The 14,828-nt window shown below is 67.2% G+C and carries 13 protein-coding genes; 4 read left to right on the top strand and 9 right to left on the bottom strand.

Annotated elements, in window-relative coordinates; all coding sequences use genetic code 11:
* Window positions 1-15: 15 nt before the first annotated feature.
* Window positions 16-435 (top strand): PRC-barrel domain-containing protein, encoded by a 420-nt coding sequence (locus FZN60_RS16295; RefSeq protein WP_246726866.1) that lies wholly within the window; start codon window positions 16-18, stop codon window positions 433-435.
* A gap of 511 nt (window positions 436-946) precedes the next feature.
* Window positions 947-1,837 (top strand): nucleoside triphosphate pyrophosphohydrolase, encoded by an 891-nt coding sequence (gene mazG, locus FZN60_RS16290; protein ID WP_158874623.1) that lies wholly within the window; start codon window positions 947-949, stop codon window positions 1,835-1,837.
* A 13-nt stretch (window positions 1,838-1,850) separates the two neighbouring features.
* Here mazG and hflX read toward each other — a convergent pair whose 3' ends face one another.
* The 8 genes from hflX to dusB form a co-directional block, all read right to left on the bottom strand.
* A complete protein-coding gene (gene hflX, locus FZN60_RS16285) occupies window positions 1,851-3,224 on the bottom strand; it encodes a GTPase HflX (RefSeq protein ID WP_158874622.1) in 1,374 nt (457 codons plus the stop codon).
* Between the two features lie 9 nt (window positions 3,225-3,233).
* Window positions 3,234-3,482: an RNA chaperone Hfq gene (hfq, locus tag FZN60_RS16280; protein ID WP_158874557.1), complete on the bottom strand. Its 249-nt coding sequence runs from the start codon at window positions 3,480-3,482 to the stop codon at window positions 3,234-3,236.
* A 243-nt stretch (window positions 3,483-3,725) separates the two neighbouring features.
* Window positions 3,726-5,102, bottom strand: a complete 1,377-nt coding sequence (gene trkA, locus FZN60_RS16275) for a Trk system potassium transporter TrkA (protein ID WP_158874556.1) — start codon at window positions 5,100-5,102, stop codon at window positions 3,726-3,728.
* Between the two features lie 40 nt (window positions 5,103-5,142).
* Entirely contained in the window at window positions 5,143-6,507 is a 1,365-nt protein-coding gene (gene ntrX / locus FZN60_RS16270; RefSeq protein ID WP_158874555.1) for a nitrogen assimilation response regulator NtrX, read from the bottom strand.
* A 4-nt stretch (window positions 6,508-6,511) separates the two neighbouring features.
* Window positions 6,512-8,755 carry a sensor histidine kinase NtrY-like gene (locus FZN60_RS16265; protein WP_158874554.1) on the bottom strand — a complete coding sequence of 748 codons (2,244 nt, stop codon included), beginning with the start codon at window positions 8,753-8,755 and terminating at the stop codon, window positions 6,512-6,514.
* A 98-nt stretch (window positions 8,756-8,853) separates the two neighbouring features.
* Window positions 8,854-10,299, bottom strand: coding sequence for a nitrogen regulation protein NR(I) (gene ntrC, locus FZN60_RS16260; RefSeq protein WP_158874553.1), 1,446 nt, complete (start codon window positions 10,297-10,299; stop codon window positions 8,854-8,856).
* A complete protein-coding gene (locus tag FZN60_RS16255; RefSeq protein WP_246726865.1) occupies window positions 10,296-11,459 on the bottom strand; it encodes a two-component system sensor histidine kinase NtrB in 1,164 nt (387 codons plus the stop codon). Before FZN60_RS16255 ends, ntrC begins: the two co-directional genes overlap by 4 nt.
* A gap of 3 nt (window positions 11,460-11,462) precedes the next feature.
* Window positions 11,463-12,527 (bottom strand): tRNA dihydrouridine synthase DusB, encoded by a 1,065-nt coding sequence (dusB, locus tag FZN60_RS16250; RefSeq protein ID WP_158874552.1) that lies wholly within the window; start codon window positions 12,525-12,527, stop codon window positions 11,463-11,465.
* 117 nt (window positions 12,528-12,644) lie between these two features.
* Between dusB and FZN60_RS16245 the strand changes: the two genes are divergently transcribed.
* Entirely contained in the window at window positions 12,645-13,853 is a 1,209-nt protein-coding gene (locus FZN60_RS16245) for a bifunctional 2-C-methyl-D-erythritol 4-phosphate cytidylyltransferase/2-C-methyl-D-erythritol 2,4-cyclodiphosphate synthase (protein ID WP_158874551.1), read from the top strand.
* The gene (locus FZN60_RS16240) at window positions 13,850-14,365 is read left to right on the top strand and encodes a CinA family protein (protein ID WP_422570233.1); all 516 of its coding nucleotides are present in this window, start codon (window positions 13,850-13,852) and stop codon (window positions 14,363-14,365) included. Before FZN60_RS16245 ends, FZN60_RS16240 begins: the two co-directional genes overlap by 4 nt.
* Here the strand turns inward: FZN60_RS16240 and FZN60_RS16235 are convergent.
* Window positions 14,348-14,824, bottom strand: coding sequence for a type II toxin-antitoxin system RatA family toxin (locus FZN60_RS16235; protein WP_158874550.1), 477 nt, complete (start codon window positions 14,822-14,824; stop codon window positions 14,348-14,350). The genes FZN60_RS16240 and FZN60_RS16235 overlap by 18 nt on opposite strands.
* Window positions 14,825-14,828 lie beyond the last annotated feature (4 nt).

Genomic DNA, 14,828 nt, shown 5'->3' with positions numbered 1-14,828 from the left:
CTTTCGACCTCCGCCATGGCGCAGACCGCGACGCCTGCCGCTCCTGCCGACGCAGCGGCCCCGGCGACGACCGCACCGGCTGCCGGATCCGACACCGGCGGCATGATGATGGGCACGACGGCCAACGTTGACCTGCAGTTCGTGACGATTTCCGAGGCCGACATCATGGCGTCGCGGCTCGACGACCTTCACGTCTACAACAACGAGAACGAGCGGATCGGCGAGATCAAGGACCTCGCGATCCAGGACGGCAAGACGATCAGCGGCGTCGTGGTCAGCGTCGGCGGCTTCCTCGGCATCGGCGAACGTTACGTCCTGCTGAAGCCATCCAGCATCGTGCTTGCCGACCAGAAAGGGACGCTGCGGGCCCTGGTCAACACCTCCAAGGACGAGCTCACCAACGCACCCGCTTTCAGCTACGAGGATGGAGACTGACATCCTCTGCTAGGTCTGGACGGACGGGCGGCATCCGGAAGGATGCCGCCCGTTTTCGTATCAGGAAGAGCCACCGGAGATGTTCCGATAACGAGGCTGCAAGACCGACATGAGATGAGGTCACGACACCGGGCTCCTGCGCCGTGTGCGCAGGGGATCGTTCGGCTTCGCCAGATGCCGACCTGATTGGTCGTCCACCAGCACGCCGCATCGCAGCCCAACGATGGTGCCGATTGTACGCACTCGCCACGCCATCAATAATGTTCCATAATCTATCTTATGCAACATTTATATGGGGGTGAATGATGGGGACCCGTACCGGACTGAGCCTCTCCCCTGATCCTCTTGGCGATCTTCGGCGCCGCTTTGTCCTCGAAGCGCATCGTCGAAAATCCGCTACCCGGTTCGGCTCACGCAGCGCGGCTGCTCACTTGCAGGCTCGGCCGGACGGCTCTAGGCCGGTCGGCAGGTGTGGCGCGCCCGACGTGGCTGCTCGAATGCGGAGTTGATGATGGAAGCTTCTCGCGACGTGTCACGGCTGGTCGAGATCATGGCGGCGCTGCGCGATCCGGTCGACGGCTGCCCGTGGGACATCGAGCAGAGCTTCGAGACCATCGCGCCCTACACGATCGAGGAAGCCTACGAGGTCGCCGACGCGATCGAGCGCCGCGACGTCGAGGACCTTCGCGAGGAATTGGGCGACCTGCTTCTCCAGGTCGTCTACCACGCCCAGCTCGCCGCCGAGCGCGGCTACTTCGACTTCGCCGACGTCGTCGAGGGCATCACTCGCAAGATGGTCCGGCGGCACCCGCACGTCTTCGGCGACGCTGAGGCACGCTCGGCACGGTCCGCCAAGGGCCAGTGGGAGCGGATCAAGGCCGAGGAACGGGTGGAAAAGGCCGAGGCCAGGCGTCAGCGAAGCGAGTTCGCCGATGTCGCGGAAGCGGTCGGAGACGAGTGGGACCGGGAGACGCTTCCCGACAGCGGCCTTCTCGCTTCGGTGCCCCGGGGCTTTCCGGCTCTGACGGAGGCGCTCAAGGTGCAGCAGCGCGCGGCTCGCATCGGCTTCGACTGGACGAGCGCTCCGCCGATCCGCGCCAAGATCGAGGAAGAGTTCGCGGAGTTCGACGAGGCGGTCGCGGCCGGATCAGCCGGCGACATGAGCGAGGAGATGGGCGATCTCCTGTTCAGCCTCGTCAATCTGGCCCGCCATCACGAGATCGATCCGGAACAGGCCCTGCGCGCCTGCACGACGAAATTCCGGGCGCGCTTCGGTTTCGTGGAAAGCGAGCTGGCGCGCCGGAGCGGCGGCGATACGCCGCCGCTGGCCAGTCTCGACGAGATGGAAGCGCTCTGGGTCGAGGCCAAGCGGCGTGGGATCGGGAGTCGGTCGCCGGACTGATCCGGCGACCGCGTCAGCTCACGCCGACACCGGGATAGCGCGCCTGCATCCGCGCGAAGTCGGTGCGGGCCTGAGCCGTCATCTCTACGGTCAATCGCACGCGCCCGTCGTCGCCGTCCTCTCGCTCCAGGACGGCAGCGTTCTCGTAGAGCCAGGGTAGGATCGGCATGCCATCCGTCGGCACGTCGATGTGCATCTCGCTGAGCGCACCTGCGACCCGGTTTTCCACAGTGTTCAACAGGCCGTCGATACCCTCGCCCGTCACCGCCGAAACGAGGTGCGCGGTCTGCCCCTCGATCAGGCTCTCGCGTACGGTCTCCAGATGGGCGCGCGCATCCTCGTCGAGGAGGTCGACCTTGTTCCAGACCTCGACGACGTGATCGGGATCGTCGACGTCGATGTCGAGGCTCCTGAGGATGCGGCGCACGTCGCTCGCCTGAGCGCTGGCGTCCGGATTGGCCATGTCGCGCACGTGGAGGATCAGCTCGGCCTCGATGACCTCTTCGAGCGTCGCCCGGAAGGCAGCGACGAGGTGGGTCGGCAGGTCGGAGATGAAGCCCACCGTGTCGGAGAAGATGACCTCGGCACCGTGCGGCAGCGTGATGCGGCGCAGCGTCGGATCGAGGGTGGCGAACAGGAGATCCTGCGCCATCACCCCCGCCCCGGTGATCTGGTTGAAAAGCGTCGACTTGCCGGCATTGGTGTAGCCGACGAGCGCGACGACCGGATGCGGCGCCTTCTTGCGCTTGGCGCGGTGGAGCGTGCGGGTACGGCGCACCGCATCCAGCTCCTTTTCCAGGCGCTTGATCTTCTCCTGCAGCTGCCGGCGATCGGACTCGATCTGCGTCTCGCCCGGCCCGCCAAGGAAGCCGGCGCCGCCCCGCTGGCGCTCGAGGTGGGTCCAGGAGCGCACGAGCCGGCCGCGCTGGTAGTTCAGATGCGCCAGCTCGACCTGGAGCCGACCTTCCTTGGTGCGCGCGCGTCGACCGAAGATCTCGAGGATCAGGCCGGTGCGGTCGAGCACCTTGGCGTTCAGTTCCTTTTCGAGGTTGCGCTGCTGGACGGGCGTCAGCGGGTGATCGAAGATCACGAGGCCGATCTCCTCGGCCGCCACGATGCCTTTCAGTTCCTCGACCTTTCCTTCGCCGATCAGCGTGGAGGGTCGCGGCTTGGCGCCGGATACGATCCCGCTCGCCACGACCTCAAGGTCGATGGCCGCGGCGAGGCCCACGGCCTCGGCGAGGCGGTCCTCGTCCGCGCGCTGCGGGGCGTCGGCCACATCGGCGCCCTGCCCGCGTTTTTGGCGGAAGACCGGCGCGAACACCCCTGCCCGCGTCGGAACGCTGCGGTGTTCGATTGGACCGCGCGCCTGTGTCTTCTCGTTCAGTTCAGTCAATCAGCTCTTCCTGTCTTCCTCGCCCGAGTCCTGCATGTTCACGGGCTGCGACGGCATGATCGTAGATATGGCGTGCTTGTAGACGAGTTGCGAGTGCCCATCGCGTCGAAGCAGGACACAAAAATTGTCAAACGACGTTACGACGCCGGTCAGCTTCACACCGTTGACGAGAAAGATCGTCAGCGAGATCTTCTGCTTGCGTACCGTATTGAGGAAGAGATCCTGAAGATTTTGCGACCGTTCGGCCATTTCAACAATTTCCTTGCCTGCGAATTCTTTTGATACACATCCAGCGTTCGAAAATGTCTCGACGGGCTGACGGACCGAAGCTAACGTTCTGAGTAGCAACCGGACGAAGACTGATCAATCGGGCGTCCGCCGAAAAGGCCGCACCGCGTCCCGACTTTGCGCGATTGCGCATCGTGTCCGGGTCGCCACGACCAAGGTCACCATGAGCGCCCAACCTTGCCCCAGGGCGCTTCTGGGCCGACGTCAGAAGAATTCCAGGCTGACGCGAAACATCTGCTCGACCTGACGCACGGCGGACGCCGCGGCGAAGATCACGACGCGGTCCTTCGCGCGGATGCGCGTGGTGCCGTCCGGGCGCAGGTACTGTCCGCCGCGCATGATGCCGCCGATGCGCAAGGTCGGCGGCAGCGCGAGATCCCGGATCGCCGAGCCGACCAGCGGCGATGTCTCCAGCGCTTCGGCCTCGATGATCTCGGCCGCGCCGTTCTGGATCGAGTGAACGGCCCGGATGCGCCCGCGGCGCACGTGCTGGAGAACCCGCGAGATGGTGATCGACCGCGGATCGACGAAGGCGTCGATGCCGAGCGTGTGCGCGAAGCTCTGGTAATTCGCATTGTTGATAAGGGTCAGGCTCGATCGACAGCCGAGGCGCTTAGCCATGACGCTGGACAGGATGTTCGCCTGATCGTCGTTGGTCAGCGCGACGAGAAGGTCCGTCGAGCCGATGTCGGCCTCCTCCAGGAGGGTCTGGTCGAGCGCGCTGCCGTTGAGAACGATGGCGCGCTTCAGCCGGTCGGCGATCAGGTTCGCGCGGTCGCGATTCGGTTCGATGACCCGCACCTTCGCCCTGAGGCTGCGCTGCTCCATCTGCCGGGCGACGTAGAGGCCGATGCTGCCGCCACCGGCGATGACGATGCGGCCTGCCTCCGGCTCCTCGTGGCCGAACAGGCCGAGCGTCCGCTTCACCTGCGAGCGCGCCGCCACGACATAGGCGATGTCGCCGGTCAGGATGTGATCGTGCGAGCGCGCGATCGTCAGCTGTCCGCCGCGCAGGATGCCGACCACCGTCGCCCCGAGGTCGGGAAAGAGCTCGGTCAGCTGGCTGAGAGGCGTGTCGACGACGGGGCAGTCCTCGCGGCACTCGATGCCGACGAGGACGATCTCGCCATCGGCGAAGCGCACGACGTCGGACGCGCCGGGCAGCGCGATGCGGCGCAGCACCATCTCGCCGACCTCGATCTCAGGTGAGATCACGACGTCGATCGGCATGTGCTCGCTCGAGAAGAGATCCTGCCAATGCGGGCTGAGATAGGCCTGAGAGCGCACGCGCGCGATCTTGGTCGGCACGTTGAACAGGGAATGCGCAACCTGGCAGGCGACCATGTTCACTTCATCGAAGTGAGTGACCGCGATCAGCATATCGGCCTGTTCGGCGCCGGCCTCGGCGAGAACGTCGGGATGGGCGCCGTGGCCGACATAGCCGCGCGCATCGAGCGTATCGCGCACCACCTGGACGAGCGCCGGCGCGGTGTCGATCACGGCGACGTCGTTGTGCTCCGCCGCCAAGCGCTCGGCGATGCCGTAGCCGACCTGCCCCGCTCCGCAGATGATGATGCGCATCGCCGCCCCGCCGTCGTCCGTCCCCTCGCGCGGCGCGCCGTCAGATGCCGAGCGACTTCAGCTTGCGATGCAGGGCCGAGCGTTCCATGCCGACGAACTCGGCGGTGCGCGAGATGTTGCCGCCGAAGCGGTTGATCTGCGCGACGAGGTACTCCTTCTCGAAGACCTCGCGCGCGTCGCGCAGCGGCAGCGCCAGGATCTGGCCGTTCGACTGACTGGGCGTGCGCGGCAGCATGTCCCCGACTTCGCTCGGCAGCATGTCGGCGGAGATCGGCGCGCCGTCGTCGTCCTCGCGCGACAGGATCATCAGCCGCTCGATGTTGTTGCGCAGCTGCCGGACGTTGCCGGGCCAGTCGCTCGACTGCAGCACCGCCATGGCCTCGGGACTGATCTCCCGGGCGCGGATGCCGGTCTGCTCCGAGATCTGGCGCATGAAGGCCTCGATCAGCAGCGGGACGTCCTGCCGGCGCTCCGACAGCGGCGGCACCGTGATCGGAACCACGGCCAGCCGATGATAGAGGTCCTCGCGGAAGAGGCCGTCGGCGATCATCGATTCGAGGTTCTGCGAGGTCGACGAGATGATCCGCACGTCGACCTTGACGCGCTTGGAGCCGCCGACGCGCTCGAAAGTCTGCTCGGTGAGGACGCGCAGGATCTTGCCCTGCGTTTCCTTCGGCATGTCGCCGACCTCGTCGAGGTAGAGGACGCCGCGATGAGCCTCCTCGAAGACGCCCACCTTGCGCTCGACGCCCGGCGGCGTCTCCGTGCCGAAGAGCTCGACTTCCATCCGCTCCGGCGTGATCGCGGCGGCGTTCAGCGCGACGAACGGCCCTTCCGCGCGGGAGGACGAGGCGTGGATCGCCCGCGCCACCATTTCCTTGCCCGATCCCGAGGGGCCGAGGATCATGACGCGCGAATTGGTCGGAGCGACGCGCTCGATCACCGAGCGCAGCTGGTTCATGGCGTTGGACTTGCCGATCAGCTCGGCGAAGTCCGTCGAGCGCTTGCGCAGCTCCAGCACCTCGCGCTTGAGCTTCGAGGTTTCGAGCGCGCGCTCGGCGATGAGGATCAGCCGGTCCGCCTTGAAGGGCTTCTCGATGTAGTCGTACGCGCCGCGGCGAATCGCGGACACGGCAGTCTCGATGTTGCCGTGGCCGGAGATCATGACGACGGGCACTTCCGGGTGCTGCGCCTTGATCGCGTCGAGGAGATCGAGTCCATCCAGGCGGCTGCCCTGCAGCCAGATGTCGAGGAAGACGAGCCTCGGCACGCGATCGGCGATCGCCTGGAGCGCCGCATCCGAATTGCCGGCGATGCGGGTCTCGTGCCCTTCGTCTTCCAGGAGGCCCGCCACGAGCTCCCGGATGTCCGCTTCATCATCGACGATGAGAATGTCGGATGGCATCTGTTCACCGTTCCTCTGAATGCTCGGCCGAACGATCGGCTCTCGGATTGCCGGAATAGGCATCGACGCCACCGGCCGGCAGCCGGATGCGCACCATCGCGCCGCGCGCCCCGTCGGGGGCATCGTCCAGCGCTATGGTGCCGCCGTGTTCCTCGATGATCTTGCGCACGATGGCCAGTCCCAACCCCGTGCCCTTCTCGCGCGTCGTCATATAGGGCTCGAGAAGGCGATCGCGATCCTCTTTGGGGAAGCCTACACCATTGTCGATGATGTCGACGCGATAAACGCCGTCCTCGACCACCGCCCGGACGCGCACCAGTCCTTCGACGCCTTCGGCCGCTTCCAGAGCCTCGACGGCGTTCTTGACGAGGTTACCGAAGGCTTGGCCGAGCATCCGCAGGTCGTAAAGGCCGAGCAGCGGCTGGTCGCCGAGATCGACCTCGAAGCGGACCCCGTGGTCACCCATCTCCCGCATGAAGACGGCCTCGCGAAGCGCCTCGCGCAGATCGCGCGGCTCCATCGTCGGCTTAGGCATGCGGGCGAAGGTCGAGAACTCGTCGACCATCCGGCCGATGTCGGAGACCTGCCGGACGATCGTCTCGATGCAGCGGTCGAAGACCTCGCGGTCCGTCTCGATCACCTTGCCGTAGCGCCGACGGATCCGCTCGGCCGAGAGCTGGATCGGCGTCAGCGGGTTCTTGATCTCGTGCGCGATGCGCCGCGCGACGTCGGCCCAGGCCGAGGAGCGCTGCGCCTCGACGAGATCGGTGATGTCGTCGATCGTCAGCACCGCCGAGGCGCTGCCGTCGACCTCGTCGGTCGCGGTGACACGGACGTCGAGCGTCCGGTCGCGGTCGCCGACGCGCAGCTTCAGCTGCTCCTGATGCTCGTGGCGCCTCGTACCGGCGGCGGCCTCGGCGATGCGCGCGAGGTCCGGAAAGAGCGCCGCCAGGTTCCGACCGACCGCGGTCTGCGCCGCGGTCGCGAGGATCCGCTCGGCGGACGGGTTGATCATGGTGATCGTCCCGTTGGGCTCGACGCCGATCACGCCGACCGTCACGCTCGAGAGCACCGCCTCGGTGAAACGTCGCCTCTCGTCGATCACGTCCTTCGCCTGGACCAGCTCGGACCGCTGGCTTCGCAGCTGCCGGATCATGTTGTTGAAGGTGTTCGACAGGGCAGCGACGTCGCCGTCCGAATTCCGGACGGGCACCGAGACCGCGAGATTGCCGTCGCTCACCTCGTCGGCGGCGTTGATGAGGAGGCGGATCGGTCGCACCAGCCTGTCGGCGACGCCGATGCCCGTCCAGATCGCCGACAGGAGCACGATGAGCGTGATGCCGAGGTAGAGCAGCGCGAACGCGACCTGAAGACCGAAGCGGTTGGAGCGCAGGCCGTTATATTCGGCAGTGCCCTCCTCCGTCATGCGCAGCGCCTGGATCACGTCCGGGTCGACGGCGCGCAGCGTGTAGAGGAAGGCGTCGTCGATCTCGCGCAGCTTGTACATCGAGCCGACGAGGTTGGTGACGCCCGGCGGAATGAAGACGAGGTTGCCTTGCGCCGCCTGTTCGAGCGCGTCGCGCGGCGGAGCCGGCAGCGGCTGGTCGTTGGGCAGGTCCGCCTTCATGAAGGGCGTGCCGTCCGCCGTCAGGAGCTGCGCGCCGAGCATCGAGCGGCCCTTCGCCTGCTCCGTCATGAAGGCGCGGAAGCCCGTCCGATCGAGATCGAAGATGCGGCGGCGCAGATCCAGGTCGTAGGCCATGGATAGCGTCGAGCCCTGAAGGTTCCGGGCGTTCTCGTTGACGTAGGCCCGGGCGACGTTGATCGAGGACTCGACGATGGAGCGAGTGCGATTCTCGAACCAGCGGTCGAGGCCGAGATCGAGCGTGATCGAGGCCACGATGGCGACGAGGATCGCCGGGAGCGAGGCGACGATCCCGAAGAGGACAACGATGCGCACGTGAAGGCGCGAGGCGGCCTTTCCCGCGCGCCGGGCCTTCACCACCCGCGCGAGCTCCCGGCCGATGAGGCCGCACAGAACCAGCGCGAAGCCGCCGTTCACCACCGTCGCGACCGTCACGACGGTGTCGGTGGGCGCAATCGGCGTCATTCCCATCAGGACGACGAAGGAGATCGCCCCCGTCACCAGCGCGCCGACCACGGCGATGATGCCGGGGATCAGCATGAAGCGCCGGCGCTCCGGGCGCAGCGGGAACATGGAGTGGTCGTGGGCGGTGTGCGTTGTCATAGACCGACGCTTTTATGGCGATCAGTTGCCATGAAGCAACGCATTGTGGCCAAACCACAACGAACTTGCCAGAATTTTTCGTCGGGTACCGCCCGGGCTCAGCGGATCGAGCGGACCACGGAGATATCGAGGTCGCGGATCTTCTTGCGGAGCGTGTTGCGATTCACGCCGAGAAGATCGGCCGCCTTGACCTGGTTGCCGCGCGTCGCGGCCAGGGCTGCGGCGACGAGCGGATACTCCACCTCCTTCAGAATGCGGGCGTGAAGCCCCGGCGGCGGCAGCTGGTCGCCGAAGGAGGAGAAGTAGTCCGACAGATATCGCTCCACCGCGGCCGACAGGTCGATGGGCTCGGAACCGTTGGGATCGGCCGGCGAGCTGCGCGCCAGATCGTTGGTGAGCTCGTGCTCGACGATCTCGGCCGAAATCTCGTCCTGCGGATACAGCGCCGAGAGCCGGCGGACGAGGTTCTCGAGCTCGCGCACGTTGCCGGGCCACGAATAGCGGCGCATCACGTCGAAAGCGCCCTGGCTCAGCGTCTTGCGCGGCAGTCCCTCCTTCTGCACCTCCTGGAAGAAGTGTCGGGCGAGATCGGGAAGGTCTTCGATGCGCTCGCGCAGCGGCGGGAGCCGCAGCGGCACGACGTTCAGCCGGTAGAACAGGTCCTCGCGGAAGAAGCCGCGCTGGATCAGCTGGCGCAGGTCCTTGTTCGTCGCGGCGACGATTCGCACGTCGGTCGCGATCGAGGTGCGCCCGCCGACGGCCGTGTACTCGCCCTGCTGGAGGACGCGCAGCAGCCGCGTCTGCGCCTCCATCGGCATGTCGCCGATCTCGTCGAGGAACAGCGTTCCGCCTTCCGCCTGTTCGAAGCGGCCGCTCGCGCGGTTCTGCGCGCCGGTGAAGGCGCCCTTCTCGTGGCCGAACAGCTCCGATTCGATGAGGTCGCGCGGGATCGCCGCCATGTTGATGGCGACGAAGGGCCCCTTACGGCGGCGTCCATAGTCGTGGAGCGCGCGGGCGACGAGCTCCTTGCCGGTTCCCGACTCGCCGGTGATGGTGACGGTCAGGTCCGTCTGCATCATGCGCGCCAGCGCCCGGTAGATGTCCTGCATGGCCGGCGAGCGGCCGACGAGCGGCATCGCCTCGCCCAGGTCCTCGCCATTGCCGACCTTGGCGGCGTTCTTCGGCTCGGACAGCGCGCGCTTGGCGATCGAGACGAGCTCGGTCAGGTCGAAGGGCTTGGGAACGTAGTCGTAGGCGCCGTTCTCCGAGGCCTTGATGGCCGTCATGAAGGTGTTCTGCGCGCTCATCACGACGACCGGCAGGTCGGGACGCGTGTTCTTGATGCGCGGCAGGACGTCGAAGGCGTTGCCGTCGGGCATGAGCACGTCGGTGATGACGAGATCGCCCTCGCCGGCCGCGATCCATCGCCAGAGCGTCGCGATGTTGGAGGTGACGCGCACCTCGTAGCCGGCGCGCATCAGCGCCTGCGAGATCACGGTGCGGATGGCCGCATCGTCGTCCGCGACGAGGATCTGGGTGGTCATGTGTTTCCGTCCCCAAGGGTGGAAGCCGTGCGCCCGCGAGCGGGCTTGATGTCGGGATCCCCGCTGTCGCGCCAAGCGGGCATCAGGATGCGGAACAGCGTGTGCCCCGGCTGCGATTCGCATTCGATGACGCCGCCGTGGTCGCCGACGATCTTGGCGACGAGGGCGAGGCCGAGGCCCGAGCCGCTCGGCTTGGTGGTCACGAAGGGATCGAAGATGTTCTCGCGAATGTCGTCGGGCACGCCGCCGCCATTGTCCTCGACGAGGAACTCGAGCGGCAGCGTCACCTTGGTCTTGGAGCCCGGCACGGTCAGCCGCATGCCCGGGCGATAGGCGGTCGAGAGCTTGATCTCGGCGTCCTCGCGCGAGGCGACGGCCTCGGACGCGTTCTTCAGGAGGTTGATGAAGACCTGGACGAGCTGGTCACGATTCGCCAGCACGGGCGGCAGCGACGGATCGTAGAGCTCGGTGATCTTGAAGCCCCGGGCGAAGCCGCTTTTCGCCAGCGTCTTCACGTGCTCCAGCACCGAATGGATGTTGACCGCCGAGCGCTCGATCGGCCGCTGGTCGGAGAAGACTTCCATCCGGTCGACGAGCTTGACGATCCGGTCGCTTTCTTCCTGGATCAGCCGGGTCAGCACCCGGTCCTCGTCGCTCGCATTGGTTTCGAGGAGCTGGGCGGCCCCCTTGATGCCCGAGAGCGGGTTGCGGATCTCGTGGGCCAGCATGGCGGCGAGTCCGGTCACGGTCCGCGCCGCCGAGCGGTGCGTGAGCTGGCGGTCCATCTTCTCGGCGATCGAGCGCAGCTGGATCATGATCACGACGCGCTCCGGCGCGTCGGGCACGGTGGACACGTAGAGATCGACCTGCCGGTCGGATCCGAGGCGCGGCGAGGACACGTCGACGCGGTACTCGCTGATGCGCGAGCGCTCGCGCCGGACCTGCTCGACCAGCGAGAAGAGCGGGCTGTCCTCCGGGATGAAGTCGCTGAGTCGCCGTTTGGCGAGGTAGGCCGCGCCGGCCGAGAAGAACTGCTCGGCTTCCGAATTGGCGAAGACGAAGCGGTTGTCCGACCCGATCACCACGATCGGATGGGGCAGCGAGTTGAGCACCCAGTTCTGATGGGCTCCGTCGGCGGAGAATTCGGCGGGCGTCTTCACGGCTCAGGCAGCCTCCGAACGGGTCGCGGGACGGTGGAAGAAGGGCTCGACGTCGAAGGCGCTCGTGCCGGCGAACAGGCGGCGGAGCGTGCGCGTCAGGATGCCGGCGTCGGTGGCCGTCATCAGGGCGGCTCGGTCCCCGGCAAGACCCGGCGAAGGGTCGACGGACGCCAGCCGATCCAGGTACCAACCGAGGTGCTTGCGGGCGTGCCGGATGCCGGCCGGGACGCCGTAATGCTCCAGCATCGCCGCGTGATGGCCACAGACGAGGTCGCCGAGATCGACGGCGGCAAGGGCCGCGGCATCGACGGCGCCGCCGATCAGCGCCGGCAGCCAGGGCCGCCCCTGCGCGCCGCGCCCGGTCATCACGGCATCCGCGCCGCTCGCCGCCAGCATCGACGAGGCCTGCGCCGGGTCGATCAGGTCGCCGTTCGCGACGAGCGGAACCGGCACCGCCTCACGGACGCGGCGAATCGCATGCCAGTCCGCCTGCCCTTCGTAGAACTGGGCGCGGGTGCGTCCGTGCACGGTCACCATCGCCGCACCCGCCTCGACGGCGCGCCCGGCGATTTCAGGCGCGTTGAGGCTTTGCTCGTCCCAACCGAGCCGCATCTTCACCGTCACCGGAACGCAACCGGCCGCGCCGAGCACGGCATCGACGAGGCTGATGGCGATGTCGGGCTCGCGCATCAGGGCCGAGCCCGAGAGACCACCGACGACCTTCTTCGCTGGACATCCGAAGTTGATGTCGACGAGGTCGACGCCTCCGTCCACCAGCCGGCGCGTCGCCTCGGCCATCCAAGCGGGGTCGCGGCCCGCGAGCTGGACTGCATGAATGCCCTCGCCGTCGCGCATGGCGCGCAGTCGCGCCTCGTCGTTGCCCTTCGCGAGTTCACCGCTGGCAACCATCTCCGATACGACCATCCCGGCACCGAAGCCGCGCGCCAGACGCCGGAACGGCACATCCGTGATGCCGGACAGTGGTGCGAGGAACGCCCGGTTCGGCAGCGTCAAACAGCCGACGACGAGCGGCGCGATGAGGTTTTCAGCCCCCACCACGTCGCACATTCCATAGGCATCAGCCGTGGGTGTCGAAAATCGCGTCATTCAGGCGCAATGTAACCGGCAGTGCTCATAATACAAGCAGTTTGCGGCCATGCCTGCCCTTCCGCTAATGCATTGCGCATGAGCACGACCGGATATACACCGCCCCCCCGAATCGCCGCTCTCATCGTGGCTGCCGGCCGCGGAGAGCGCGTGGGAACGCCGGCCGAGGGGCCGAAACAGTATCGGCTGCTTGGCGGCGAGGCCATGATTCGGCGCACCTTGCGGACGTTCCGCGAGCATCCAGCCGTGACGACGATCGAGATCGTCATTCACCCCGACGACGAAGACCTGTGCGCCGAGGCGCTGGGCCGCGACGCCGAGAGCGTCCGGATCAGCCATGGCGGCGCAACGCGGCAGGAGTCGGTGCGGAAGGGGCTGGAAAGCCTCGCGGCGACTGCACCGGACATCGTTCTGATCCAGGATGCCGCGCGCCCCTTCGCCAGCCCGGCCGTGATCGACCGCACCCTCGCGGCGATCGCATCCGGCACCGGGGCCCTGCCGACGGTGCCGCTCACCGATACGGTGAAGGAGGCGGCCGGCCGGCAAGTCGTGAAGACCCTCGACCGATCGCGCCTCTATGCCGCCCAGACACCTCAGGGCTTTCGATTCGAGGAGATCCTCGCGGCCCACCGCCGCGCGGCAGCGGCCGACTCGCAGACCTTCACCGACGACGCATCCATCGCGGAATGGGACGGCCTTGCCGTGCGCCTCGTTGAAGGCGACCCCGCCAACGTGAAGATCACCACCGCGCAGGACCTCGCCCAGGCACGGGCACGCTTCGGAGACGCCCCCATGATCGACGTTCGAACCGGCAACGGCTACGACGTTCACCGCCTCGTCGACGGAGACCACGTCACGCTGTGCGGGGTCCGCATCCCCCACGATCGGGCGCTCGACGGGCATTCCGACGCGGATGTCGGTCTGCACGCGTTGACCGACGCCCTCCTCGCGACCTGCGGCGCCGGCGACATCGGCGACCACTTCCCGCCCTCCGATCCGCAATGGCGCGGCGCCCCGTCGCGCATCTTCGTGGAAAAGGCGGTCGCCGTCGTCGCCGCGGCGGGCGGCCGGATCTGCAATGCCGACATCTCGCTCATCTGCGAGGCGCCGAAGATCGCGCCGCATCGCGAGGCCATGCGCGCCGCCATCGCAGAAATGACCGGTTTGTCTCTCGAGCGCGTGTCGGTGAAGGCAACCACGAACGAGACGATCGGCTTCGTCGGGCGCCGCGAGGGAATCGCCGCCATCGCGACGGCGAGCGTCGTCTACGGGGAGAGCAGGTCGTGAGCACCGAGAGCCAAGCGAGCATCGCCGCGCTCGCCGCCCGCGTGATCGAGCTCTACACCCGAGCCGGTGCCGCGGTGGCAACCGCGGAGTCCTGCACCGGCGGCCTCGTCGCGGCAGCCCTGACGGAGATTCCCGGATCGTCCGCCGTCGTGGACCGCGGCTTCGTCACCTATTCCAACGAGGCGAAGCGGGACCTGCTCGGTGTCGATCCGGAAACGCTGTCGTCCCACGGAGCCGTATCGAAGCCCGTCGCCATCGCGATGGCGGAAGGCGCCCTGCGCGCCTCGCGTGCCAAGGCGACGGTCTCGATCACCGGCGTCGCCGGGCCCGGCGGCGGCAGCGCGGAGAAGCCGGTCGGCCTCGTCCATTTCGCATGTGCCGTGCGCGGCGGGGAAACCCATCATGTCGAGAAACGCTTCGGCGACATCGGCAGGGCGGCGGTGCGGACGGCCAGCGTCCGCACCGCCCTCGAACTCCTGATCGAGGCGGAGCAGTCAGGCGATCGCGGCTGACGAGGATCCGCCTGTGCCGTAGACTGCGTCCGCCCGCGCCTCGAAGGCTTCGGCGAAGCGGCGGAAGGCATAGTCGAACATCGAGCCCATCAGCAGCCCGAGCGTCCGACTCTTGAACTCGTAGTCGATGAAAAACCGCACCTCGCAGCCGCCATCGGCCGCCGGCTCGAAGGTCCAGCGGTTGTCGAGGTAGCGGAACGGACCGTCGACGTACTTCACCTCGATCCGACGCTCCGCCGGGTTCAGGAGAACCTGTGAGGTGAACGTTTCCCGCACCAGCTTGTAGGCGACCGTCATGTCGGCGATCAGCAGCGTCTTGTCGTCCCTCTCCCGGCGGGAGCGCACGGCGAGCCGCTGGCAAAGGGGCAGGAACTCCGGATAGGTCTCGACGTCCGCGACGAGCGCGAACATCTGGTCGGGCGAATGGCGGACGCGGCGCGTCGTTTCGAATGTCGGCATTCCC

It is taken from the genome of Antarcticirhabdus aurantiaca, assembly GCF_009765365.1.
Taxonomy (GTDB): Bacteria; Pseudomonadota; Alphaproteobacteria; order Rhizobiales; family Rhizobiaceae; genus Antarcticirhabdus; species Antarcticirhabdus aurantiaca.
Note: the sequence above shows the minus strand (reverse complement) of the source record. Positions and strands in the feature narration are given on the sequence as shown.